General features: G+C 61.9%; 29 protein-coding genes and 1 tRNA gene. 12 read left to right on the top strand and 18 right to left on the bottom strand.

From position 1 onward, the window contains the following. Positions 1–5 precede the first annotated feature (5 nt). The 13 genes from gspD to gpmA form a co-directional block, all read right to left on the bottom strand. Complete coding sequence (gene gspD, locus JAB6_RS22110; protein ID WP_034753053.1) at positions 6–2,252, bottom strand: type II secretion system secretin GspD; 2,247 nt, start codon at positions 2,250–2,252, stop codon at positions 6–8. Beyond that, positions 2,249–3,025, bottom strand: coding sequence for a type II secretion system protein N (locus tag JAB6_RS22105; RefSeq protein WP_034753051.1), 777 nt, complete (start codon positions 3,023–3,025; stop codon positions 2,249–2,251). Before JAB6_RS22105 ends, gspD begins: the two co-directional genes overlap by 4 nt. Further along, a complete protein-coding gene (gspM, locus tag JAB6_RS22100) occupies positions 3,022–3,555 on the bottom strand; it encodes a type II secretion system protein GspM (protein ID WP_070304519.1) in 534 nt (177 codons plus the stop codon). Before gspM ends, JAB6_RS22105 begins: the two co-directional genes overlap by 4 nt. Continuing rightward, positions 3,552–4,781 carry a type II secretion system protein GspL gene (gspL, locus tag JAB6_RS22095; protein WP_070304518.1) on the bottom strand — a complete coding sequence of 410 codons (1,230 nt, stop codon included), beginning with the start codon at positions 4,779–4,781 and terminating at the stop codon, positions 3,552–3,554. The genes gspM and gspL overlap by 4 nt, the downstream gene beginning before the upstream one ends. Positions 4,782–4,800: 19 nt before the next feature. Next, positions 4,801–5,778 carry a type II secretion system minor pseudopilin GspK gene (gene gspK / locus JAB6_RS22090; protein WP_070304517.1) on the bottom strand — a complete coding sequence of 326 codons (978 nt, stop codon included), beginning with the start codon at positions 5,776–5,778 and terminating at the stop codon, positions 4,801–4,803. Then, a complete protein-coding gene (locus JAB6_RS22085; protein ID WP_070304516.1) occupies positions 5,775–6,398 on the bottom strand; it encodes a type II secretion system protein J in 624 nt (207 codons plus the stop codon). Before JAB6_RS22085 ends, gspK begins: the two co-directional genes overlap by 4 nt. Beyond that, positions 6,398–6,781, bottom strand: a complete 384-nt coding sequence (gene gspI / locus JAB6_RS22080) for a type II secretion system minor pseudopilin GspI (protein WP_070304515.1) — start codon at positions 6,779–6,781, stop codon at positions 6,398–6,400. Before gspI ends, JAB6_RS22085 begins: the two co-directional genes overlap by 1 nt. Then, the gene (locus tag JAB6_RS22075; RefSeq protein WP_070304514.1) at positions 6,778–7,272 is read right to left on the bottom strand and encodes a GspH/FimT family pseudopilin; all 495 of its coding nucleotides are present in this window, start codon (positions 7,270–7,272) and stop codon (positions 6,778–6,780) included. The genes gspI and JAB6_RS22075 overlap by 4 nt, the downstream gene beginning before the upstream one ends. Before the next feature lie 12 nt (positions 7,273–7,284). Then, positions 7,285–7,737, bottom strand: a complete 453-nt coding sequence (gspG, locus tag JAB6_RS22070) for a type II secretion system major pseudopilin GspG (protein ID WP_058051125.1) — start codon at positions 7,735–7,737, stop codon at positions 7,285–7,287. A gap of 93 nt (positions 7,738–7,830) precedes the next feature. Next, entirely contained in the window at positions 7,831–8,592 is a 762-nt protein-coding gene (locus JAB6_RS22065) for a molybdopterin-synthase adenylyltransferase MoeB (protein ID WP_070304513.1), read from the bottom strand. A 64-nt stretch (positions 8,593–8,656) separates the two neighbouring features. Then, entirely contained in the window at positions 8,657–10,150 is a 1,494-nt protein-coding gene (locus tag JAB6_RS22060) for a S41 family peptidase (protein ID WP_070304512.1), read from the bottom strand. A gap of 47 nt (positions 10,151–10,197) precedes the next feature. Beyond that, positions 10,198–11,661 carry a murein hydrolase activator EnvC gene (locus JAB6_RS22055; protein WP_034753032.1) on the bottom strand — a complete coding sequence of 488 codons (1,464 nt, stop codon included), beginning with the start codon at positions 11,659–11,661 and terminating at the stop codon, positions 10,198–10,200. A gap of 76 nt (positions 11,662–11,737) precedes the next feature. Further along, on the bottom strand, positions 11,738–12,484 hold the full coding sequence (gene gpmA, locus JAB6_RS22050; RefSeq protein WP_034753030.1) for a 2,3-diphosphoglycerate-dependent phosphoglycerate mutase: 747 nt from the start codon (positions 12,482–12,484) through the stop codon (positions 11,738–11,740). A 106-nt stretch (positions 12,485–12,590) separates the two neighbouring features. On the opposite strand from gpmA, the gene JAB6_RS22045 reads away from it, so the two are divergent. From JAB6_RS22045 to JAB6_RS22025, 5 genes are all read left to right on the top strand, one after another. Then, positions 12,591–13,007, top strand: coding sequence for a rhodanese-like domain-containing protein (locus tag JAB6_RS22045; RefSeq protein WP_034753027.1), 417 nt, complete (start codon positions 12,591–12,593; stop codon positions 13,005–13,007). Between the two features lie 27 nt (positions 13,008–13,034). Further along, positions 13,035–13,301, top strand: a complete 267-nt coding sequence (grxC, locus tag JAB6_RS22040) for a glutaredoxin 3 (RefSeq protein ID WP_034753025.1) — start codon at positions 13,035–13,037, stop codon at positions 13,299–13,301. Positions 13,302–13,461: 160 nt separating this feature from the next. Continuing rightward, positions 13,462–13,938 (top strand): protein-export chaperone SecB, encoded by a 477-nt coding sequence (secB, locus tag JAB6_RS22035; RefSeq protein WP_034753023.1) that lies wholly within the window; start codon positions 13,462–13,464, stop codon positions 13,936–13,938. 83 nt (positions 13,939–14,021) lie between these two features. Continuing rightward, positions 14,022–14,483 carry an SH3 domain-containing protein gene (locus tag JAB6_RS22030; protein ID WP_070304511.1) on the top strand — a complete coding sequence of 154 codons (462 nt, stop codon included), beginning with the start codon at positions 14,022–14,024 and terminating at the stop codon, positions 14,481–14,483. Positions 14,484–14,519: 36 nt separating this feature from the next. Continuing rightward, a complete protein-coding gene (locus JAB6_RS22025) occupies positions 14,520–15,560 on the top strand; it encodes an NAD(P)H-dependent glycerol-3-phosphate dehydrogenase (RefSeq protein WP_070304510.1) in 1,041 nt (346 codons plus the stop codon). Positions 15,561–15,568: 8 nt separating this feature from the next. Here JAB6_RS22025 and JAB6_RS22020 read toward each other — a convergent pair whose 3' ends face one another. The 4 genes from JAB6_RS22020 to mscL are packed head-to-tail and all read right to left on the bottom strand — an operon-like array spanning position 15,569 to position 18,294. Continuing rightward, the gene (locus JAB6_RS22020; RefSeq protein ID WP_223278961.1) at positions 15,569–15,913 is read right to left on the bottom strand and encodes a hypothetical protein; all 345 of its coding nucleotides are present in this window, start codon (positions 15,911–15,913) and stop codon (positions 15,569–15,571) included. Positions 15,914–15,928: 15 nt separating this feature from the next. Then, positions 15,929–16,621 carry a DUF2461 domain-containing protein gene (locus JAB6_RS22015; protein ID WP_070304509.1) on the bottom strand — a complete coding sequence of 231 codons (693 nt, stop codon included), beginning with the start codon at positions 16,619–16,621 and terminating at the stop codon, positions 15,929–15,931. Positions 16,622–16,642: 21 nt separating this feature from the next. After that, positions 16,643–17,803: a Do family serine endopeptidase gene (locus JAB6_RS22010; RefSeq protein WP_072455825.1), complete on the bottom strand. Its 1,161-nt coding sequence runs from the start codon at positions 17,801–17,803 to the stop codon at positions 16,643–16,645. Positions 17,804–17,844: 41 nt separating this feature from the next. Next, complete coding sequence (mscL, locus tag JAB6_RS22005) at positions 17,845–18,294, bottom strand: large conductance mechanosensitive channel protein MscL (RefSeq protein WP_046681989.1); 450 nt, start codon at positions 18,292–18,294, stop codon at positions 17,845–17,847. A gap of 412 nt (positions 18,295–18,706) precedes the next feature. On the opposite strand from mscL, the gene petA reads away from it, so the two are divergent. The 6 genes from petA to JAB6_RS21975 all read left to right on the top strand — a co-directional run bounded on the left by petA (position 18,707) and on the right by JAB6_RS21975 (position 22,995). After that, a complete protein-coding gene (petA, locus tag JAB6_RS22000; protein WP_034753009.1) occupies positions 18,707–19,315 on the top strand; it encodes a ubiquinol-cytochrome c reductase iron-sulfur subunit in 609 nt (202 codons plus the stop codon). A 2-nt stretch (positions 19,316–19,317) separates the two neighbouring features. Beyond that, positions 19,318–20,730, top strand: a complete 1,413-nt coding sequence (locus tag JAB6_RS21995; protein WP_070304508.1) for a cytochrome bc complex cytochrome b subunit — start codon at positions 19,318–19,320, stop codon at positions 20,728–20,730. Positions 20,731–20,766: 36 nt separating this feature from the next. Beyond that, a complete protein-coding gene (locus JAB6_RS21990) occupies positions 20,767–21,531 on the top strand; it encodes a cytochrome c1 (protein ID WP_034753006.1) in 765 nt (254 codons plus the stop codon). 120 nt (positions 21,532–21,651) lie between these two features. Next, the gene (locus JAB6_RS21985) at positions 21,652–22,263 is read left to right on the top strand and encodes a glutathione S-transferase N-terminal domain-containing protein (protein ID WP_010394154.1); all 612 of its coding nucleotides are present in this window, start codon (positions 21,652–21,654) and stop codon (positions 22,261–22,263) included. 117 nt (positions 22,264–22,380) lie between these two features. After that, on the top strand, positions 22,381–22,893 hold the full coding sequence (locus tag JAB6_RS21980) for a ClpXP protease specificity-enhancing factor (RefSeq protein WP_046681987.1): 513 nt from the start codon (positions 22,381–22,383) through the stop codon (positions 22,891–22,893). Between the two features lie 26 nt (positions 22,894–22,919). Further along, positions 22,920–22,995 (top strand) — tRNA-Thr (locus tag JAB6_RS21975). A 158-nt stretch (positions 22,996–23,153) separates the two neighbouring features. Here JAB6_RS21975 and JAB6_RS29110 read toward each other — a convergent pair. After that, the gene (locus JAB6_RS29110; RefSeq protein WP_139143477.1) at positions 23,154–23,762 is read right to left on the bottom strand and encodes a hypothetical protein; all 609 of its coding nucleotides are present in this window, start codon (positions 23,760–23,762) and stop codon (positions 23,154–23,156) included. 250 nt (positions 23,763–24,012) lie between these two features. On the opposite strand from JAB6_RS29110, the gene JAB6_RS21970 reads away from it, so the two are divergent. After that, a complete protein-coding gene (locus JAB6_RS21970; protein WP_034753599.1) occupies positions 24,013–24,219 on the top strand; it encodes a dodecin in 207 nt (68 codons plus the stop codon). Positions 24,220–24,238 lie beyond the last annotated feature (19 nt).

Below are 24,238 nucleotides of genomic sequence, written 5' to 3'. Positions count from 1 at the left end.
CCCCATCACTTCTGCTGTTGCGGCAATTGCTGCTGCTGGTATTGCTGCAGCAGCGGCTGCGGCGGCGTGGCCGCGTTGGCCGGCGCGCCTGGCGGCGGCGTCGGTGCCGGCGGCACGGGACGCGTCACCATGCTGCCGCCCACGGGCTGGCCATCCTGCAAGGCAGGCAGTACCGGCGTGCCCAGGTCTTTCAGCATCAGGTTGCCCGTGGCCGGCACGGCGGCCGTCTCGGCCGAACGCATGTAGTCATAGCGGTCGGCCGCCAGACTGCCGCTCTGCTCCTTGTTACGCACGATGACGGGGCGCAGGAAGATCATCAGATTGGTTTTCTTGCGCTCGCGCGTCTGGTACTTGAACAGGTTGCCGATCAGGGGGATGTCGCCCAGGCCGCGTACTTTTTCCGCGTTGTCGCCCGTGCTGTCCTCGATCAGGCCGCCGAGCACGATGATCTGGCCATCGTCGGCCAGCACATTGTTTTCGATCACGCGGTTGTTGATGGTGATGCCGCTGACGGCGGCCGCCGTGGATTTGTCCACGCTCGACGTCTCGTGATAGATGCCCAGCTTGATCGTGCCGCCCTCGGAAATCTGCGGACGCACCTTCAGGGTCAGGCCCACTTCCTTGCGGTCGATGGTCTGGAACGGATTCGTGTTGGTGCCGGCCGTGCTCGTGTACTGGCCCGTCAGGATAGGCACGTTCTGGCCCACCTTGATGGTCGCCAGTTCATTGTCCAGGGTGATCAGGTTCGGCGTCGACAGGATGTTGGCATTGCCGTCCGATTCCAGCGCATGCGCCACGGCGCCCAGGCCCAGCGCGCCGTTGATCTGCTTGAAGATGCCGACCGTCAGGCCGCCCGTCGGCAAGACCTTGCCGCCGCCCGTGGCGATGGCGGCGATGTTGTTGCTGGTGCCCGAAGCGAACGATTGCAACGCGCCCACGCGGTAGTTGCTGCCGCTGTCGCCGGAAAGCCCCAGCCACTGCACGCCGAATTCCGAGGCCTTGGACGACGTCACTTCGACGATCAGCGCCTCGATGTAGACCTGCGCGCGGCGCACGTCGAGCTGGTCGATCACGGCGCGCAGGTTGCGGTAGACGGCTTCGTTGCAGGTCAGGATCAGGGTATTCGTCGATGCGTCGGCCTGGATGAAGCCAGCCGCGCCGCCCGACGACAGCTGCTGCGGCCCGTTGTTCAGCGATGCGCCGCCCGTGGTGCCGCTTTGCGTATTGCCGCCCAGGCCAGTGCTGTTCATGCCGCTGTTGTTCTGGTTGATCTGGTTATTCGTGGCGGCGTTGCTGGTATTGCCCTGCTGCGCCGACGCGGCCGTGCCGTCCGACGTCACCACCGAGCGCAGGGTCTGCGCCAGCTTCGTGGCGTCCGCGTTTTTCAGGTACACCACGTGCACGTTGCCCAGCTGCGTGGTGGGCTGGTCCAGCTTCGAGATCAGCGACTTGGCCAGGTTGGCGCGCGCCGCCGATGGCGCGCGCAGCACCAGCGAATTGGTGCGCGGGTCGGCCAGCACGGACACCTTGCCCGCGTCGGCCCCTGCGGCGCCGCCCGCATTGCCGCCTTCCATCAACTTGTTCACCATCGAGGCCAGGTCGGACGCGATGGCATAGCGCACGGGGATCACGTCCAGGTCAGTCGACGCGGGCACGTCCAGCGCGGCGATGATCTTCGCCAGGCGCTTGAGGTTATCCGCGTAATCGGTGATCACCAGCGAGTTGTTGCCCGGGTTGGCGTTGATCGTGTTGTTCGGCGAGATCAAGGGGCGCAGCACGGCCAGCAGGTTGGCCGACGATTCGTAGTTCAGGTAAAACACCTGGGTGGCGATCTGGTCGCCCTTCACCTGGCTGGCGCCATTGCCCACCTGGGTCGGCACGGATTGCAGCTTGGCGTCCGCTTCCGGCACCACTTTCGCATAGCCGTCGCCGGAGACCACCGCATAGCCTTGCAGGCGCAGCGCGGAGGCCAGCAGCCCGAACGCCTGCGTCTTGCTGATCGATTTTTCCGACACCAGGGTGATCGTGCCCTTGACGCGCGGGTCGATGACGAAATTGATGTTGGTGTAATGGCCCACCGCCTTGATCACCGATTCGATGTCGGCGCCGACGAAATTGAGCGCCGCTTCATCGCCGGGCGCGGCCCATACGGGTGCCGGCATGCCGGCCACGGAACAGCACAGCAAGGCGGCGGCCGACAGGCGGCGCAGCGAGAAGGAGGAGGTAATGGGGCTCACGGATGGTTTTTTCATTGTCTGAACTCTAAGGCGATGATGTTTTTTTCGCTATTGCTACGGCGCTGTCCCAGCAAATTCAACAAACTCGCCAAGGTCTCTTCATATCCTGCTGCGGCCTGGGCCTGGCCGGAAAACTGCATGCGCCCCTGTTGCAGGCTGCCGCTGCCGTCAAGCAGCAGCGGTCCCTTGATGGAGCGCAGTGTCAATGTCGCCTGCTGCCCCTGCCAATCGAAATCGAGCTCGTAGCTGCCCAGCGGACGCAAGGACGACAGGCGCGACGCCATGTCCGTCATCTGCAAGGTGGTGCGGCCGACGGCGGAAAACTGCCGCTGCTCCAGGGCCAGCTGCAGGGTGCTCCACGACAGGCGCATGCTGCCCGTCGGCGCCACGGTATTCAATGGTGCGCCCAGGCCGCCGAGGCCATCTGCCGGCAGCAGCAGGGCCGCCGGGCTCACTTGCCAGTGCGACCACGAGCCGCGCAGGTTCACCGGCTGCGACAGCGCCTGCGGGTTCTGCAGTTCCACGTCCGCCGATCCCCACAGCACCGAGGGCGAAATGCGCCAGCTGAAACGCCCCGGCAGCAGCGGCGTCACGGCGCCATTCGCGCTGGCCGCCCCGCCGATAAAGGCCGAGCCGCGCCACAGGGTACCTTGCGCGTCGCCCAAGGTCAAACGTCCGCCCGTCTGCTTTTCCACGATGCCAGCGACCCAGCTGGCCGGGAAAAACACCAGCAGGGTGACGCAGACGCTGACGATGATGGCCAGCAGCCAGCCAAGCAGGCGCATCATCGTGCCGCGCCCGGGCTCTGGTGCAGGGTCAGGCTGGCGTCGACCAAGCCCGCCTTGCCCTGCGCCGTGATCTTCGCTTCCTGCACGGCCACGCGGCCTTCGCGGCGCAAGCCATCGAGCCACAGCATGACGCTGACGAACGGCACGCCGGTCAATTGCACGCGCGCGTACTCTCCCGTCAGCGACAGCGATTGCGGCGCCAGGCCGCGCGCTTTCAGCGAAGCGTCGAGGCTTTCACGGGCCATGGGAGCCACCTGCACGGGTGCCTGGCGCGCCAGCTCGCCCGCTTCACGGGCCAGCGCCTGCAATTGGGCCGCGTTCTGGCGCAGCTCGGGCAAGCTCTTTTGCAAGGCGATGCGGCCCGTCCAGGCGGGCTCGAAAAACACCGCGTAGACGAGAGCCAGCCCCGCCACCACGCCGCCGATGGCCAGCAGCTTGCGCTCCTGCTGCGTACGCTCCGTCCAGAACGCCTGCAGGTTCTGTTCCTGGCAAGTCAGCGCGGCGCGGACCTTGTTCAATGCTGCACTCATGCTTTTGCTCCCGTGGCCGGCGTGATCTTCCACACGCCCGGCGCCGTTTCATTCAAGGCCAGCTTGCGCGCGGCCAGGCCATCGCGCACCTGCGCCTGGGCGCTGGCGTCGACCATGTCCGGTTTCAGCGTGACGATCAGGCTGCGCTCGCGGTATTCCAGCGACGCCACCACGCCGCGCCCGGCCAGGCCACCCAGCGCCTCGCCCAGGGCCGCGCTCATGCTCGTGAAATCATCCATGCTGGCTTGCCCGCTTTGCAGGCGGGCGGCGGCGATATTGCGCCGCATCTGTTCCGCTTCCAGCCCATACACGGGCACTTCGTTCGGATACGCGGCCTTGAAGGTTTGCTGCATCGAGGTGCGCACGGTGGCGGCTTCGCGCTTCAAGCGCATCCATTCGATATTCATGCCGGCCAGGTTGACCGCCACCGTCAGCAGCGCCAGGCGGATGGGCCAGCGCCAGCGGCGCCAGTCGGCCGCCGCCCCCGTCGCCGTGCCCAGGGCGCCGGCCAGATCCAGCCCCGCGCCCTTGGCGCCGGCGATCCAGTGCGCCCAGTGATCCAGCTCCACCGTCACGCCATCCATGCTAGCGGCCAGCTGTTGATACTGCGCCAGCTCGGCCTGCGCCACATAGACCGTCAGCGGCACGTCGCCGGCAAACGCGCGCGTCGTCAGCAGTGCCTGCTGCGGCTGGGCCGGCAATACGAGGCCCAGGCCCTCTTGCGGCGCCTGGCGCAAGGCCAGTTCCAGGCCATCGCCGCTGGCCTGCAGGGCGGCCGTCACGCTGCCCGGCTGCAAGGGCAGGCACAGCTGCGATGGCAGCAGCGCCACCTTGCGCGCGCCCTGGGCCAGCAAGGCTTTCACGAGGACCTCGGCCCAGGCGCGCTGCGCCACGGCCACCGTGCGCATGCCGGACGCGTCGGGCGCGCCGGCAGCCAGCAGGCAATCCTGGGCGTCGCCAAGGATGTGTTCTTCCACCAGGCCCGGCAGGGCCGCACGCAAGCGGGCGCCAGCCAGCGGCGGGGTTTTCAGGCGCAGCAGGGTCACGTCGGCCGCCGCCAGCAGCAGCACCACCCGCTGCGCGCCGGCGATCAGCTGGCCCAGGCTGCCCAGCGGCGCGCTGCCCTGCTGCAGCAGGGCGCCGCCGTCGCCAGCCAGCACGAAGGAGCAGGCGGGCGCGCTGTCGGTGGACGCCTTGGCCGGGTGACGGATATACAATATTGTCAAAGTGACTCGCTTTCAGCTGTTAATTTTCCCGCAACCAGACCAGGCTGGTGGTGCGCTGCGGATTCGGCTCGCGCCACACCAGTGCCTGCGCATCGAGCGCGGCGCGGTCCAGGCGCACGCGGATCACGGTGAGGAAGTACTGACTTTTTACATCGATCTCCACGCCGTCGATCGGTTTCTTGCCATTGATATTATTCTGGAAATTTAGCCTATCGACAAACTTTTTACGCGGGTTGCTCAAGGTCAGGGCGCTGGCCTCGGACACGGACATGTCGGTGACGGCCGACAGCACCTCGGCCGGTGCCGTATTCACGTTCACCGCAGTCGGTTTCGGCAGCACGATGATAAAGTCGCGCAGTTTCTCGATCATCTGCGGCGTATAGCCGGGCACGGCCAGCAAATCCTCGACCTGCGTGAACGCCACCGGTTCGCTGCTGCCGCCCGATGCGGGCGTGGCGGAGGGCGTCTTGCCGTCGGCGCCGCTGTCGGCAGTGCGCGGTTTCGGCCGCGCGCGCAGCACGGCATCGGCCGTCGCCTGCGCCAGGGAACTATCGAGCTGCAAGTTGGACAGCAGCCGCTGGTAGGCCTGCACGTTGGGCTGGCTGACAATCCCCGTGGCGGCGGCCAGGTTGGTGATATTGAAACGCGCCTGCGCATCGAGCGCGCGGCCCGAGACGGTGGCGTCGAATTTTTCCGTATCGACCTTTTCGCGGTCCACATAATCGTCAAGCCGCGCTTCCTCGATGGGCGTGGCCCAGACGCCGTCAAGCGCCGTCAGCGTGACATTATCCTGGCGCAGCCAGAAACGGGCAAAGTCGACCATGCCGCGCATGGCCCACTGCGTCTGCAGGCGCAAACGCTGGTTTTCCATCGAGCGCACCTGCACCTGCTGCTGCCAGAACAGGCTGGCAACGACGGTAATCGCCAGCGCCGTCAGCAGCAGGGCCGTGATGACGGCCACGCCGCGCTGGCGCGAGGGACGTGTAAAAGTCCTCATCCCGGCCCCAGTAAAAAGACTTTGGACAGGCCCGCGTCCTGGCCCGGCATCTGCAAGGTCACTTCCAGGCCCGGCACTTGCGTGGAAATGGCGGCGCCCGCCGTCAGCACGTTCCAGGCGCCATTGCTCCAGCCGCGCATGACCATGCTGTCGACGCCGCGCATCAGGGCCACGTCGGCGCTCGAGGTATCGGTATCGTCGCGCGCCGCCTGCCACAGGGTGTCGAGCACGGCCAGATCGCGCGTGCCGTTCGACTCGCGCCGCGTCAGCACGCCGCCGCGCAGGCGGTAAGTGACCACTTGCAACTGCTGCGGCTCCTGTTCCGACGCGGCCAGGCGCACCAGGGTCAGGCGGTCGGTCTCGGCTGTCAAGTTGGTACGGCCATTGAGCAGGCTGGCATTCTGGCCGGCGCCGGCCAGGTGGTCGCAATCGCTCTGCATCTGGGCAAACGCCAGCTGCATGCCGCGCGCCTGCTCGAGCTGGCTGGTCAGCACTTCGCGCGAGCGCATGATGCTGTCCAGGCCGCGCCAGCCCAGCACGGCGACCATGGCCAGGATGCCGATCGCCACGAGCAGCTCGATCAGGGTAAAACCGCCGGCAGGGACAGTGCGGCGCGCCATCAGTCGTTGAACGCCAACAACACCAGGCGCACGATGCGCCGGGCCGGATATTGCACGTCGTACACGTTGACGCGCACTTGCCGGATGCGGGGATTCGGCGTGGCCACCACTTCCTCTTCACAGATCAGTTTCAGATCGCCCTGTGGACAGTCGACCGTGCGCTTGCCCGTCTGCGGGAAGGTCTTCGCCAGGCGCAGGCGCACCAAATGGTTTTCCGCCGACCAGGTAGCCATCATGGCGCTGCGCAAGCCATCGCTGTTCTGCGTCAGGCTGCCGACGGCGCGCAAGGAGGCGCCCAGGGCCGTGCCGACGATGACGAGGGCGACCAGGACTTCCAGCAAAGTGAAACCGCGCTGGCGGCGGCGGAATGGGAACCGCATCATTGCTCGACCGTGAAGTGGCCGATGCCGTCGGCGCGGATGGCCACGCTGCGCTCGCCGCTGGCCAGGGTCAGCACGAAAGGCTTGTCGACCGGTTCGCGGCCGAAGATGATGCGCAGCGGCTGGGCCACGCTGCTCGATGGCTGCACGCTGAGCAGCATGGGCGTGTTGGCAAACGCCCGCTCGCGCAGCAAATCGTCCTGCGTCACCGGTTGCCACAGCTTTTCATTGAGAACCAGGAAACGGTATTGATTTTCGTCCGCCTCGAACGCCACCTGCCGGCTGCGCACGATGGCTTCATCGCGCGCCAGCTGCAGCAGCAGGGCGATGCGCTCGGCTTCCTTTTGCAGCGCCTGCTGGCCATTCGGCATGGCGTTCAGCGAGACCAGGCCCAGGGTGACGCCGATGATGACCATCACCACCAGCAGCTCGATCAGCGTGAAGCCGCTGGCGCGTGGCCGGTGCAGTGCGCGGCCGGTGGTCATGGCAGGCATGCAATGGAAAACTTACAGTTCCCAGGAACCGATATCGGCGTCGTCGCCGCTACCGCCGGGCTGGCCGTCGGCGCCCAGCGAGATCAGATCAACTTCGCCTTTCACGCCTGGCGACAGGAACTGGTACGGGTTGCCCCATGGATCCTTCGGCATCTTTTCCAGGTAGCCGCCCGCTTTCCAGCCATTCGCGGCCGGTCCCGTGGTCGGTTTTTCGATCAGCGCCTGCAAGCCCTGCTCGGTGGTCGGGTAGCGCTGGTTATCCAGGCGATACAGTTTCAACGCTTGCATCACGGTGGCGATGTCGACTTTCGCCGCCGCCACTTTCGACTCGCCCGTGCGGGCGATCAGCTTGGGCACCACCAGCGACGCGAGGATGCCCATGATCACCACCACGACCATGATTTCGATCAAAGTGAAGCCGCGCGCGCGGCGCTGGCGTATCGGATGGTTTGCTGCGTTTTGCATAAGAAAGAGAGAAGAAGGTGAGTAATGAGAGCAGAGTATAAAGCGGAAATATGACAAAGCCTGTCATATAGGGAAAAATTTCTGCGGGGGCTGTCAGGCCGGCAAGACCACTTTGCCGCAAACGGCGCAGCCGGGGTCGCGCGCGACGCGCATGCTGCTCCATTCCATGTGCAAACCGTCGAGCAGCAGCAGCCGTCCGGCCAGCGATTCGCCCGCACCCATGATCAGTTTCAGCGCCTCGGCAGCCTGCATGGCGCCCACCACGCCGACCAGCGGCGCGAACACGCCCATGGTCGAGCACGCCTCGTCCGTGAACTGCTGCTCCTGCGGAAACAGGCAGGAATAGCAAGGCTGGGTGCCCGTGCGCGGGTCGAACACGCTCACTTGCCCGTCGAAACGGATCACGGCGCCCGACACCAGCGGCACCCTGGCCGCCACGCAGGCGCGGTTGACGGCGTGGCGCGTGGCGAAGTTGTCGGTGCAGTCGAGCACCACCGTGGACGACAAGACCAGTTCGGCCAGGCGCGCGCCGTCGAGGCGCTCCTGCAAGGCCACTATTTCAATCTCGGGATTGATGCCGGTCAGGGTTTCGCGCGCCGACAGCACTTTCGGCTGGCCCACGCGGGCCGTCGTGTGGGCGATCTGGCGCTGCAGATTGGTCAGGTCGACCGTGTCGTCATCGACCAGGGTCAGCTTGCCGACACCGCTGGCGGCCAGGTACATGGCCGCCGGCGAGCCGAGCCCGCCCGCGCCGATCACCAGCACATGCGCATCGAGCAAGGCTTGCTGGCCTTCGATGCCGATCTGATCAAGCAGGATGTGGCGCGAGTAGCGCAGCAGTTGATTGTCGTTCACGGAGTCAGACCCGCCGGGACTCGGCGTCCCCGTCTGCCCCCCAGCTTTTGCATTGGGTTAAGCATCAAGGCTTCCGCACAGGAATCTTCTTGTCATCGGCCTTGATGTCGGAAGCGATTTCCGGCTTGGCGCCGATCTTTTCAACCTTGGCGTCCACCTTGGCCAGCTGCACCGGCAAGCCCTGGAAGTGGTTCAAGGCTTGTTGCAGCTGGAAATCGTCCTTGGCGCCGTATTCGAGCGGCTTGCGCTTTTTCGCCGTGGCGATCAGGCGCTGCTCTTCTTCCAATTGATCCTGCATGCCTTCCATCGTCGGCTTGGCCACTTCCGGCTTGCCATCGTTGCTGCTCAAGTGTTTTTCCAGGTCCGCCTCGCGCACGCGCAGGCTGTTCCAGCCGTCGCCCTCGGCCGTTTCATCGACCAGCAAGTCGGGCACGATGCCGCGCGCCTGGATGGCACGGCCTTTCGGCGTGTAGTAGCGGGCCGTCGTCAGCTTGACGGCCGTGTCGGCCGTGATCTGGCGCAAGGTTTGCACGGAGCCCTTGCCGAACGTCTGCGTGCCGATGACGGTGGCGCGCTGGTAATCCTGCAAGGCGCCGGCGACGATTTCCGAGGCGGACGCGGAGCCGGCATTGACCAGCACCACCAGCGGCACGGTTTTCAGCGCGGCCGGCAGCTTGGCCAGCGGATCGGCCTTGGCACCGGGCGGCGCATAGAACTCGCGGCGGCCGTAAAACACCTGTTTCGACTCGGGCAACTGGCCCTTGGTCGAGACAATCACGGAATTGCCGGGCAAAAATGCTGTCGCCACGCCGATGGCGCCCGGCACGACACCGCCGGGATCGTTGCGCAAGTCCAGCACCAGGCCCTTGAGCTTGGGGTCTTGCGCATACAGCGCGTTGATCTTTTTGACCATGTCGTCGACGGTCGGTTCCTGGAACTGGGCGATACGCAGCCAGGCATAGCCGGGCGCGACCATCTTGGCCTTCACGCTTTGCACGCGGATTTCCTCGCGCACGATGGGGAAGACCAGCGGCTTGCTTTCGCCCTTGCGCGACATCGTCAGCACCAGCTTGCTGCCGGGCTGGCCGCGCATCTTCTTGATGACCTCTTCCAGCTGCAAGCCCTTCAGCGGAATGTTGTCGAGACGGGTGATCAGGTCGCCCGCCTGGATGCCGGCCTTGGCGGCCGGGCTGTCCTCGATGGGCGAGACGACTTTCACGTAGCCGTCTTCCATGCTCACTTCGATGCCGATGCCGACGAACTTGCCCTGCACGCTTTCGCGCATTTCCTTGAAGGCATTTTTATCGAGATAGACGGAGTGCGGGTCCAGCGACGAGACCATGCCGGAAATGGCTTCCGTCAAGAGTTTCTTGTCTTCCACCTTCTCGACGTAATCGGACTTGATCAGGCCGAAGACGTCGGACAACTGGCGCAGCTCGTCGAGCGGCAGCGGGGCATTCGTGATCTTCTGCGCCACGGCCGGGAACTGCAGCGACATGCCGATGCCGGCCAGTACGCCCAGACCGATCAGGCCGATACTTTTGACTTTGATACCCATGTATTCTTCGCAATCTACAAATTCGCTGCCGCAGCAATGGTGGGAACTTAAAACTTCACCCAGGTGGCGGGATCGAAGGCGCGGCCCTGATGACGCAATTCAAAGTATAGCCCTGATTCCTCGTTGCCGCCGCTGTTGCCCGCGCTGGCAATGGCATCGCCACCCTTGACGGCGTCGCCCACCCGTTTCAGCAAGGATTGATTATTGCCATAAATACTCATGTACTGGCCGCCATGGTCGACGATGATCAAATTGCCGAAACCGCGCAGCCAGTCGGAAAACACGACCCGGCCACCGGCGATGGCGTGGACTTCGCTTCCTTCGCCCGTACGGATGAACACGCCCTTCCAGCTGGGACCGTCACCACGCTTGCTGCCGAAGCGGGCGGCGATCTTGCCCGCCACAGGCGCGCGCAGCTGCCCTTTCAGGCTGGCAAAGGCGCCGGCCGGCGCGGCCGGGCCCAGGCTCGGGCGTTCCGGCTCCGGTTCCGGCTTCGGTTCCGGTTTTGGTGTCACCTTGGCCACTTGCGGCGGCTCGTCGTCGTCGATCGGCTCCAGTTTCACGGGTGGCGGAGGCGGCGTCTGCGGCTTGATCTTGCCCGATTTGTTTTGTTGCTCTTTCGCAATGCGTTCGCGTTCGGCCTGCGCCTGGGCCGCCTTGGCGCGCGCGGCGAGCAGGCGTTCGCGTTTTTCCGCCGCGATCTTGGCGTCGGCGGCCGCCTTGGCGGCGGCGCGTTGCTCGGCCAGCAATTGCTGGCGTTTCTTTTCAGCCGCGGCGGCCGCGGCCTGCTCTTCGATCAGTTTGGCCAGCTTGTCGACCAGGTTGCCCATGCGCTGTTCGTCGCGCTCGACATTGCCCACTTCCTTGCGCTGCGCCACCAGGCGCTGCGACAGGGTCGTCAGCAAGGCGGCGCGGCGCGCCTTCTCCTGCACCAGCAGGGCCTTCTGGTCGCGCTCTTCCTGCGCAATTTCTTCCAGTTCATCCTTGGCGTTCTGCACGTCCGCCTGGTTTTTCTCCACGGCCAGCAAGTTGGCGCGCAAGGCTTCCAGCAGGCGCGCCTGCGCCTGCGAGACATACGCCATCAATTGCAAGTCGCGGTTGATGCGGTTGGGGTTGTCGCCCGACAAGAGCAGCTTGATGCGGTCTTCGTTGCCGGCGACATATTGTTCACGCAGCAACTTTGACAACTGCGTCTTTTGTTTCTCGACGGTGGCCGTCAATTGCTCGTGCTCGTGCCCCAGCGCATTGAGTTTCACGCCCGTCTCGCTTTGTTCCTGCGCCAGGTCGCGCAAGGCGCGGTTGGCGTTGGAAATGGCTTCTTCCGACTCGGCCAGGGTATCGGCCGCGTCATCCTTGGCGCTTTCCGTGCGGCTGATGTCGCGCTTGAGCGCCGTCAGCTTTTGTTGCAATCCAGCACGTTGTGCTTCCGCGGCCGCCTTCTGCTTGCTGCGTTCGGTGGGCTTGGCGCCCTGCGCGGCGCCGCTGGAAAGCAGCAGCGCCAGGCACAGCATGGCACCGGCGCGCCACGCCGGCAGGGGTCGTTCAGCAGAGGGGGCGATGGCTGTGCCGCGGAAGAAAGACGACAAGTTACTTGGCCTTCCCTTGATTCGCCACGGCTGCTTGCGCTGCCGCGATCGCTGCCGGGTCGCCCAGGTAGTAGTGACGGATCGGTTTCAGGTCGGCGTCCAGTTCATACACGAGCGGCTGGCCGTTCGGAATGTTCAGGCCGACGATGTCGCTGTCGCTGATGCCATCTAACATCTTGATCAGCGCGCGCAGGCTGTTGCCATGGGCCGAAATGATGATCTTTTTGCCAGCGCGGATGGCCGGGGCGATTTCCTCATCCCAGGCCGGCATCACGCGCGCCACGGTGTCCTTCAGGCATTCGGTCAGCGGAATCGACGCTTTCGGCAAGCCGGCGTAGCGCGGATCGTTGAACGAAGCGCGGTCATCGTCTTCCGCCAGCGGCGGCGGCGGCGTGTCGTAGCTGCGGCGCCACACGAGGACTTGCTCGTCGCCATACTTGGCGGCCGTCTCGCCCTTGTCCAGGCCTTGCAGGGCGCCATAGTGGCGCTCGTTCAAGCGCCAGTCGTTCTTGATCGGCAGATACATCATGTCCATCTCGTCGAGCGCCAGCCACAGGGTGCGGATGGCGCGCTTCAGGACGGAAGTGTAGGCCACGTCGAACGTAAAACCTTCCTGCTTGAGGATCTGGCCGGCGGCCTTGGCTTCGTTGACGCCCTTTTCCGTCAGATCGACGTCGGTCCAGCCGGTGAAGCGGTTATCGAGGTTCCAGGTGGACTCGCCGTGACGCATGAAAACGATTTTGTACATAGTTCTATCTTCTCAAGGGGTTCAAATCAAAAAAGCAAAACGTAAAAAGACCTCGTCCAGCTTCTATTTTATAATGCGCGGATTGACTTAAACCATTGGACCCTACGTGAAATTCATTATCGACCACATTTTTCTGTTTGCCATCGTCATTATTTCCGGCGGCGCCCTCCTCTGGCCACTGCTGTCGATGCGCGGCAAGCGCGCGACCGTGCTGGAAGTCACGCAACTGATCAACCGTGGCAAGAGCGTCATCGTCGACGTGCGCAGTGCGGAAGAATTCGCCACGGGCCACTTGCCTGAAGCAAAAAATATTCCGCTGCCGGAACTGTCAAAACGCCTGGGCGAGCTGGAAAAATTCAAAACGCGCCCCATTGTAGTGGTTTGCCAGAAAGGTTCGCGTTCGGCAACCGCCGTCGGCCTGCTGGGCAAAGCTGGTTTCGCTGAGGCAACGAGCCTGGAAGGCGGCCTCGACGAATGGAAAAAGCAAGGTTTGCCATTGAAAACCTTGTCGCTGGCGAAGTAAGCCGGCACTTAACTGGAAGGAATCATCATGACTGTCCCCGTAATTGTGTATAGCACCGCCGTGTGCCCGTATTGCGTGCGCGCCGAGCGCCTGCTGGAATCGAAGGGCGTCGCCGTGCAAAAGATCCGCGTCGACCTCGACCCGGAAGAGCGCATCAAGATGATGGAACGCACGGGCCGCCGCACGGTGCCGCAGATCTATGTGGGCGACACGCACGTGGGCGGATTCGACGATTTGTATGCGCTCGATCAAGCTGGCAAGCTCGACCCCTTGTTAAATGGCACGGCAGCCTGATATAAAGCTGGTTCGAGAAATTGCTTGGTTTTTTGTCGTATTGTTTTGATACAATTGCCCTCGCACCTGATCTGGCCGCGCCTATCCGGCGCGGTTTACATACCGCAAGCACCATATTTGAACGGTGTGCCGTTCTTGTCCTTTACAACGAAAGCGTTCCATGTCTGACGAAAACCTGCAACCAGTCTTCCAAATCCAACGCGTCTACCTGAAAGACATGTCGCTGGAACAACCAAATTCCCCAGCTATTTTCCTGGAACAAGAAGCACCAGCGATCGAAGTCGCTCTGGACGTGGGCGCTGCGCCTCTGGCCGACGGCATCTTCGAAGCCACCGTGACCATCACCGTCACCGCCAAAGTCGGCGATAAAGTCGCTTTCCTGGTTGAAGGCAAGCAAGCTGGTATCTTCGAAGCACGCAACATTCCTGCCGATCAACTCGATCCGCTGCTGGGAATCGGCTGCCCGAACATCATCTACCCTTACCTGCGCGCCAACATCGCCGACGTGATCACCCGTGCCGGCTTCCCGCCAGTGCACCTGGCCGAGATCAACTTCGAAGTGTTCTACCAACAACGTCTGCAAGCTATTGCTGACGCCGCTGCAGCTGCCCCGGCAGCCGACGCGACGACGCACTAAGCTTCAAGCAAGACCCCGCCAGCCGTCAAGGCTGGCCTGACACGGCGGCCTGGCCGCCGTGTTTCGTTAAGGTTCAAAATATCATGTTGAAAAGTGCGCTCTTGAGCAAGTTCCGCTGGATAGCCGGCGCCGTGCTGCTGCTGGCGACCGCCGCCAGTCACGCCGTCGATTTCAAAACGGTGGGCGCAGCCCCCGTGATCCTGTACGACGCGCCATCCTCGAAGGGCGGCAAGCTGTACGTGGCGCCACGCGGCATGCCGCTGGAAGTCGTGCTCAGCTACGGCGAATGGGTCAAGGTACGCGACGCCAGCGGCGAAATGGCCTGGACGGAAGCCAAGGGCCTGTCGGCCAAGCGCAACGTCGTGGCGCGCGCCGCGAACCTCAAGGTGCGCGCCAGCCCCGACGACACGGCCTCCGCCATCCTCCTCGTCGACAAGGGCGTGCTGCTGGAAATGAGCGAGCAAGCGAGTTCCGGCTGGGTCAAGGTGCGCCACAAGGATGGCCAGAGCGGCTACGTCAAGACCAGCGAAGTGTGGGGCCTGTAAGCACCGCGTCCGTTCCCCCTGCCCCGTTGAGGTTGCATGCAAGTTTCTCCTGAAGTCATTCCCGATAGTATTCCCGCCGCCCGCAAGATCACCCTCCTGGGCGCTGGCGCCTGGGGCACGGCCGTGGCCATGGCGCTGGCCGGCCGCCACGACGTGCTGCTGTGGGGCCGCAATGGCGACGCCATGGCCGCCATGGCCGCCAGCGGCGAAAACAGTTATTTGCCCGGCTTCCCATTACCGCCGCAACTGCGCATCAGCGCCGATTTCGACGCCGCCGTCGCGCATGCCAGTGGCGAACACGGCCTCTTGATCGCCGCCTGCCCCGTGGCGGGCTTGCGGCCCATGCTGCATCAGCTGAAAGACAAAGCCATCGGCAACCTCGTGTGGCTCTGCAAAGGGTTTGAAGGCGGCACCGGCATGCTGCCGCACCAGATCGTGCAGGAAGTGCTGGGTGACACCATCCCCGGCGGCGCCCTGTCCGGCCCTTCGTTCGCGCAGGAAGTGGCACGCGGCTTGCCGTGCGCGCTGACCATCGCTTCGCACAGCGCGGCCTTGCGTGGCGCCGTCGTCTCGGCCCTGCATGGCGGCACCATCCGCGTGTATGCAAGCGACGACCTGGTAGGCGTGGAAGTGGGCGGCGCCGTCAAGAACGTGCTGGCCATTGCCACGGGCGTGGCCGACGGCCTGGGTCTGGGCCTGAATGCGCGCGCCGCGCTGATCACGCGTGGCCTGGCGGAAATCACGCGCCTGGGCACGGCCCTCGGTGGCCAGACGGAAACGTTCATGGGCTTGACGGGCATGGGCGATTTGATTTTGACCTGCACGGGCGACCTGTCGCGCAACCGCCGAGTCGGCCTGGGCTTGGCGCAAGGCAAGGCGCTGGATACCATCGTGGCTGAACTTGGTCATGTGGCCGAAGGCGTGCCGTGTGCCAAGGCCGTGCGCGAACTGGCGCGCCGCATGGGCGTCGACATGCCGATCACCAATGCGGTGGCCGGCGTACTGTTCGATGGGGATTTGCCGCACGTGATGGTGCAGCAGTTGCTGTCGCGCGATCCGCGCGCCGAGGCGGCCTAAGGCGAAACCTAGCGCCCCGCCTTGGCCATCAAGATCGTCAGCAGCAACAGACTGTCTTCGCGCGCTTCCAGGGCGTGCGCCTGGCCGCCAAGCAGGTACAGCATCTGCCCCGGTCCCAGCACTTGCACGCCGCCATGCGCTTCCACCGCCACCTGCCCTTGCAGGCACAGCAAGGTGATTTCACCGAGCACATGATGCTCGGGCATGGTCTTGCCTTTGGGCATGCACATGCGGATCAATTCCAGCTCATCCGTCTTGGCCAGCGCAATGGCGGAAAACTGCGACAGGTCGTCGCCGTCCCTGCGCAGCACGTCGATCACCTGTCCTGAACTTGCATGCTCCAATGCCATCATGTGCTCCTTCAGCAATTATTCGGCGACTTCCTCCGGCTCTTTCGCGCCACGCATCCACTCGACCAGCGGCCACGCATCCTTCAAGCCTTCCGCCAGGGTCGGCAGCAGTTGCTCGGGGGCGTTGACGGGCAGCGGCACTTCGGTCCAGACGAAAAAGCTCTTCAGCTTGATGAATTCGATATGTTCGGCGTCCGCGTCAAACCCCTTTGGCGGGCGCTGCAGCTTGCCCTCGTTCTGGATGGTGCCGAAGCGGGCCTTCAAGCGCTTATTTTTCAGCACTTTGGAAAAACCTGGCGCGTCGTTGACCATGTGCTCGCGCAGTGCCTTCAGGCGGCCTGGTGGCGGCATGTATTCGCCGGCGCCGAACAGCAGGTTGCCCTGGCCGTCGATCTGCAGATAATACGTGGGACCGCCCGCCTTGCTGGGGCGGCGCATGTCGTTCGGTGCGATGGCGGCCGAAAAACGCGTTTTATACGGACTTTTATCATGGGCAAAGCGCACGTCGCGGTTGATGCGGAACATGGCCTTCTTCGGATTGCAGTATTTCACGGCCGGGTCGAACTTGCCCAGCTCTCCGATCAGGCTGGTGACCAGCGCCAGGAATTCCTCGCGCAGGATGTCGTAGCGGGGCTTGTTCATCACAAACCAGGGACGGTTGTTGTTGTCGCTCAGTTCACGTAAAAATTGGGTCAAATCACGCACATGCATGTGTCAAATTCCGATCAGCAACTATTTGGAAAGCTCTTTCGGGATGGGGCGCTTGCCCACCATCACGTCGAGTGCCGCTTCGCGATTCTTGCGCAGCACCGTCATTTTAGCTTTTTCGCCGGGCGGCAGTTGGGCGATCAGATTCAGCATTTCCGTCGTGTCGCCGACGGGCTTGCCTTGTACCGTCAGCAGGATGTCGCCGGGCACGATGCCCGCCTTGTCGGCAGGGCCGTTGCGCACCACGCCGGCGATGATGGCGCCGCTCGTGCGCTGCAAGTTGAAGCTTTGCGCCAGTTCGGGCGTGATGTCCTGCGTTTCCACGCCGATCCATCCGCGCACCACGTGGCCATCCTTGATGATGGCTTCCATCACCGTCTTGGCCGTCGAGACGGGAATGGCGAAGCCGATGCCGACGGAGCCGCCGCTTTGCGAGTAAATCGCCGTATTGATGCCGATCAGATTGCCGCGCGTATCGACCAGGGCGCCGCCCGAGTTGCCGAAGTTAATCGCCGCATCCGTCTGGATGAAGTTTTCAAAGCTGTTGATGTGCAGGTTGTTGCGGCCCAGGGCGGAGATGATGCCCATGGTCACCGTCTGGCCCACGCCGAACGGATTGCCGATGGCCAGCACCACGTCGCCCACGCGCGCCAGTTCCGACTGGCCCAGCACGATGACGGGCAACTTGTCGAGGTCGATCTTGATGACGGCCAGGTCCGTTTCCGGATCGAGGCCCACCACCTTGGCCGGCGCCTTGCGGCCATCGGTGAGCACCACTTCGATTTCATCGGCGCCTTCGACCACGTGGTTGTTGGTCAGCACATAGCCTTCATGGCTGACGATGACGCCGGAGCCGAGGCTGTTTTTCAAGTCGTCGTCATCCCCGTCGTCCGGGTCGCGGTCGCCGAAGAAACGTTTGAAGAAGGGGTCGCGCGCCAGCGGATGGGCGCCGCGCTTGGGGACTTGCAAGGTGAGGATGTTGACGACGGCGGGCATGGCGCGCGCCGCCGCGTCGCGGTAGGAGCCGGGCGCCAGGCTGCTCGACGCCGTTTCCACCACGGGCACCGGTTTCGCGGGAGAGCCCAACTGCTGTACCCGGCTGGCCGGGCGCAGCGCGCCGTACACAAAGTACAGCGCCAACGCGATCGTCACGGTTTGCGCAAACAATAACCAGAATCGTCGCATACAGTTCTCTGCCCAGGTCAGCCGGCCCGTGCCGGAACGACTTATTTTGCCAGATCGTTGCTATTCTGTCCGTTCTTCTGCAGCGAGTCGCGGATTTCACGCAGCAGCACGATGTCTTCCGGCGTGGCCGGTGCTGGCGCCGGCGCGACCGGTTCGCTGCGGCGGGCCTTGTTCATCAGGCGTACCATCTGGAAGATGATGAAGGCGAGAATGACGAAATTGAGCAGAATGGTCAGGAAGTTACCGTAGGCCAGCACGGCGCCCGCCTTTTTCGCTTCCACCAGGGTCAGGGTCGTGGCTTGGCCATTCAGGGGCAGGTAGTAATTGGCGAAATCGAGGCCGCCGAAAATGCGGCCGATGGGCGGCATGATCACGTCTTGCACCAGCGAATCGACAATCTTGCCGAAGGCACCACCGATAATGACACCGACCGCCAGATCGACGACGTTACCCTTCATTGCAAATTCTTTAAATTCTTGCATCATTGCCATGAATTTCTCCTTCGGATAGATATAAAAACATGCCGATCATACTATTGATTCCTGGGGACACCAACTTGTGGTTGCCGGCAGGACCAATTCCGGCACAGCCATGCGCATCTAGTTCGAAAGAACTAGCCACCTCCTGCAAAAGTATATAAATTATGGTACAAGCAACGTTTTTGTTTTATTCGTTGTTTGCTTCACTTATAATTTGCGGTTGCCAGAAGTGGGTTTTTCACTTCCGGATAATCAACAAGAAACTGGCACGGGCTGCGCCATTGGCCGAAGTTCCGCAGGGATGTTGCCACGTTACCGTACAAAGATGCGGATCGCGGCAATCAGTGGGATAGAGCTTCGGCGACGGGTTTTTCGCGGCTGCCACTCATAATAAAGATTCGCATTTTGACTGATTGGGGTTTGCATGAGTAACGAAAAGCAGGTCGATTCAGGCCGTCGCGGCTTGCTCGTCGCCACGTGCGCGGCGGGCAGTGTAGTTGGATTGGCAACCGCGGGAGCCTTGGTAAGCACCTTCCAGCCGTCGGAGCGCGCGAAAGCGGCTGGCGCGCCGGTCGAAGTAGACATCACCACCTTGCAACCCGGCGAAATGCGCACCGTCGAATGGCGCGGCAAGCCGGTCTGGATCCTGAAGCGCACGCCGGAAATGATCGCGTCCCTGAAAAAGACCGACGGCAAAGTCGCTGATGCCAATTCCCAACGCAATCCCGCCGAATTCACGCCTGAATACTGCATGAACGAGGCACGCTCGATCAAGCCTGAAATTCTCGTCGCCGTCGGCATCTGCACCCACCTGGGCTGCTCCCCTTCCTCGAAATTTGCCCCCGGCCCGCAACCGTCGCTGCCCGATGACTGGGAAGGCGGCTTCCTGTGCCCTTGCCACGGCTCCACCTTCGACATGGCTGGCCGCGTGTTCAAGAACAAGCCGGCGCCGGACAACCTGCAAGTGCCGCGTCATATGTATCTGAGCGACACCAAATTGCTGATAGGTAAAGACGAGAAAGGCGAGGCTTGATCATGGCTGCTTTCAAAGAGACGAAATTCCCGGCAGACGCTCCCGTCGCCGAAAAAGCGCTGGGCTGGGTCGATGACCGCTTTCCCCTGACCAAGCTGTGGAACGACCAATGGGGCAAGTACTACGCCCCGAAAAACTTCAATTTCTGGTACATCTTCGGCTCGCTGGCCATGCTGGTGCTGGTCTTGCAGATCGTCACCGGCATCTTCCTGACCATGCACTACAAACCGGATGCGGCCCTGGCCTTCAATTCCGTCGAGTACATCATGCGCGAAGTGCCGTGGGGCTGGCTGGTGCGCTACATGCACTCGACGGGCGCCTCGGCCTTCTTCATCATCGTCTACCTGCACATGACGCGCGGCCTGCTGTACGGCTCGTACCGCAAGCCACGTGAGCTGATCTGGCTGTTCGGTTTCGCCATCTTCCTGTGCCTGATGGCCGAAGCGTTCTTCGGCTACCTGCTGCCATGGGGCCAGATGTCGTACTGGGGCGCCCAAGTGATCGTCAACCTGTTTGGCGCCATCCCGCTGATCGGCCCTGACCTGTCGCTGTGGATCCGCGGCGACTACGTCGTCTCCGACGCGACCCTGAACCGCTTCTTCGCCTTCCACGTGATCGCCATCCCGCTGGTACTGCTGGGCTTGGTTGCAGCGCACTTGATCGCCCTGCATGAAGTCGGCTCGAGCAATCCGGACGGCATCGAAGTGAAAGAAAACCTGGGCGCCGATGGCCACCCGGTCGATTCGATTCCTTCGCATCCTTACTACACCGTGCATGACCTGTTCGGCGTATCGATCTTCCTCGTCATTTTCAGCGCCGTCGTCTTTTTCGCGCCGGAAATGGGCGGTTACTTCCTGGAATACAACAACTTCCTGCCAGGCGACTCGCTGAAGACCCCGCTGCACATCGCGCCAACCTGGTACTTCACGCCGTTCTACTCGGTGCTGCGCGCCACCACGGCCGACTTCATGTACGTGCTGATGGGTGTCGTGGCTGCCTACGTGGTGTTCATCTGGCTCAAGTCGCGCCTGTCGACGATGGTCAAGTCGGTCATCGCCGGCATCGCCATCGTCGCCATCATCGGCATGCTGCCGCAGGTGCTGGATGCGAAATTCTGGGGCGTGGTGTTCTTCGGCGGCTCCGTCGTGATCCTGGCGTTCCTGCCATGGTTAGATCATTCGCCGGTGAAATCGATCCGCTACCGTCCGACCTGGCATAAATACATCTATGCCATCTTCGGCCTGTCATTCCTGATCCTCGGCTACCTCGGGACCCAGGCGCCAACGGATACCAAGACCATCGTGTCGCAAGTGTGCACCCTGATTTACTTCAGCTTCTTCCTGCTGATGCCATGGTGGAGTGCCATGGGCAAGTTCAAGACCGTGCCGTCGCGTGTGACGTTCCACCCGCACTAAGCCGCTCTCACGCCACGCTCAAAGGACATACATCATATGAAGATTGCAAAAAAACTGCTCGCCATCCTGGCACTCGTGCCCGCCATGGCTCTCGCCAGCGAAGGCGGCTTTCCGCTGGACAAGGCACCTGACCGCCAGACCAACATGGCAGCGCTGCAGCATGGCGCCAAATTGTTCGTCAACTATTGCTTGAATTGCCACTCTGCCGTGTCGATGCGCTACAACCGCCTGCGCGACCTGGGCTTGACGGAAGACCAGATCAAGCAGAACTTGTTGTTCACCAGTGATAAAGTGGGCGACCTGATGACGACAAGCCTGGCAGCGCAGGACGCCAAGGCCTTCTTTGGCGTCGTACCGCCGGATTTGTCGGTAATTTCGCGCGCGAAATCATCTTCCGCTGGCACAGGCGGCGACTACCTGTATACTTACCTGCGTACGTTCTATAAAGACGACACTCGTCCGACCGGCTGGAACAACATGGTCGTGCCGAATGTTGCCATGCCGCATGTATTATGGGAATTGCAAGGTGTCCAGACTGCCAAGTTCGTGGAAGAGAATGATCCGCACGAAGCTGGCAAGAAGATCCACAAATTTACCGGCTTCGAGCAGGTCAAGCCAGGTACGTTGAACAAGATCGAGTATGACAATGCGGTAGCCGACCTGGTCGGCTACATGGAGTGGATGGCCGAACCGGCACAGCAAACACGCAAGCGCCTGGGCGTGTGGGTGCTGCTGTTCCTGTCGGTCTTTGCTCTGCTGGCATGGCGCCTTAACGCGTCGTTCTGGAAGGAAGTCAAATAAGTGAGGCGCCGGCCATAGGCCGGTTTATGCCTGTTTCTGCGTTGTCCGCATGAGTGGACAAGCGACCTGGGGTGAGCCGTTCGCGGCTTCACCCCCTTTGTTTCTAAGGAACTATAAAAAATGATGGTTCTCTATTCGGGTACAACCTGCCCATTTTCGCAACGCTGCCGCCTGGTTCTGTTTGAAAAAGGCATGGACTTCGAAGTGCGCGACGTCGACCTGTTCAACAAACCGGAAGACATTTCGACCATGAACCCGTATGGCCAAGTGCCTATCCTGGTCGAGCGCGAACTGATCCTGTATGAATCGAACATCATCAACGAGTACATCGATGAGCGCTTCCCGCATCCGCAACTGATGCCGGCCGATCCGCTGATGCGTGCCCGCGCGCGCCTGATGCTGTTCAATTTCGAAAAAGAACTGTTTGTGCACGTGCACGTGCTGGAAAGCGAACGCGCCAAGAGCAACGACAAGGCCCACGACAAGGCACGCGCGGAAATCCGCGACCGCCTGACGACCCTGGCGCCACTGTTCCTGAAAAACAAGTACATGCTGGGCGACGAATTCTCGATGCTCGACGTGGCTGTCGCGCCGCTGCTGTGGCGCCTGGACCACTACGGCATCGAACTGTCGAAGACGGCCGCACCGCTGATGAAATATGCCGAACGCATCTTCTCGCGTCCAGCGTATATCGAAGCACTCACTCCGTCTGAGAAAGTGATGCGCCGTTAAAAGATATTCCCGGCAAGCCGCGCTTGCCGGGATCTCTTGCGTCAGCAGCCAGTCTTTTGAATTACCGGTGCGCCACCCTGTCATTGACAGGGGCGCTCCCGCCTCACAGTGCCTACCATGTCTGAAATCTCAACCAAACCTTATATGCTGCGCGCCATCTACGAGTGGTGCACCGACAGCGGCTACACGCCTTATCTCGCGGTCAAAGTCGATTCGCGCACCACGGTACCGATGGAATATGTGAAAAAGGGCGAAATCGTGCTCAACATCAGCTTCGGCGCCACCAGCGGCCTGAAGATGGACAACGACGCCATCCGCTTCCACGCCCGCTTTGGCGGCGTCTCGCGCGAAATCTACGTGCCGGTCGACAACGTGATGGCCATCTACGCCAACGAAAACGGCCAGGGCATGGCCTTCGAGCCCGTGCTCGGCAACGACGACCCCGACGCGCAACCGACGGACAGCCCGGCCTCCGCCGACGTCCCGCCGCCAGTGCTCGCCCCCACCGCCAGCGCCCCGACCCTGTCGTCCGTGCCAACCAGCTCTCCCGAACAACGCGACAACGCCACACCAGGCGACGACGAGCCACCAAAAAAAGGCGGCCGCCCGACCCTGACACGCATTAAATAGCGTATAATTCGCAACGCGCAGTTTTTGCCGACTTAGCTCATTTGGTAGAGCAGTTGATTTGTAATCATCAGGTGGCCAGTTCGAAACCGGCAGTCGGCACCAGAATTCAGTAGGAAATCAAAGGGTTACCCGCTTCGGCTGGTAGCCCTTTTTGTTTCCGGCTTAGGTGTCGTTTCCATCTAACCCTTGAATAGCTTGCTTTGTCTAATCCGTGTGCAGCGGTTTATGTACGGATCGTCCTTTCGACAAATAAGGCAGTGTCAATTGCTGAGCTCTCCTAATCGATCAGCAACATCAGAAAGACAAATCAGTAGCGATTGCCGCTCATTCTCTGGCATCGTTGCGGCGAATGCGATAACTGTATCGACAGTTTCATTCTTGTAGCGATTCGCAAACTGCATACGTTCGCCACTTGTAATTGCCAAAATTGCGCTGACTGTTAGGCTAAGGTCGGTAGCCTCAAGAATGTATCCAGGTGTCTCAGCAGCAATGATGTGCAGTGGAGATATTGCCTTTCCTTCGGCCTCTTTGGCAATCCAGAACTTGATTGGTGCAGGCAGGACAGCATTCGTATTAGGTTTTCCCTTAACGAGACTACTATTTGAAGTACTAGACTTGCCGGCTTTAATTAGTCCTCCTGCCATATCGGCACGGATTGCCAAGGTAAAGTCATGAGCATCGACAAATCCCGGTCTGGAGTCAGTGATGATGGCGCGTACGCCGCATGAGAAAAAGCCGGACTGATCCCTATCAATGTACGGCTGCAATTTAACTGCACTTGCTTGCACCACCACTTGAGCGTCAGCACATGCCAAACTTAGTGAACCTGCCAAAAATAAAATGTACTGAAGCAGTCTCTTGATTTTCATTGAACATTCTCCCAGTAGCATTGCGTTCGATTGTAAACCGACTTCTGCCAGAGAGATCATCATTGCGTCAAGTAACTCAAGCCACCACTTGCATTGACAGCAATACTGTCAGCATGACTTTGGCCTTTCCCCACTTCACGCTCGCATTGCTGCACCGCGCAATGACGTCCAGCACATTTAGGCGCAAGATGAGCACGTGCTTGCGCAATGCAGGCTCACGATGTCTGGCTTGCCTACCTGGGGAAATATCATGTCCGCACACACTTACAAGCTGATCGAACTGGTGGGAACTTCGACCGAGAGCAGCGATCAGGCGATACGCGATGCCATTGCCAAGGCGGCGCTGACGGTCAAGCATATGGACTGGTATGAAGTGACGGAATCGCGCGGGCATATCGTCGATGGCAAGGTGGCGCACTTCCAGGTCACGCTGAAGGTCGGCTTCCGGCTCGAATAAAGGGATCGAGCAAGGCAGG

Source organism: Janthinobacterium sp. HH104 (assembly GCF_001758715.1).
Classification (GTDB): Bacteria; Pseudomonadota; Gammaproteobacteria; order Burkholderiales; family Burkholderiaceae_D; genus Janthinobacterium; species Janthinobacterium aestuarii.
This window is presented reverse-complemented; position numbering and strand designations above follow the sequence as displayed.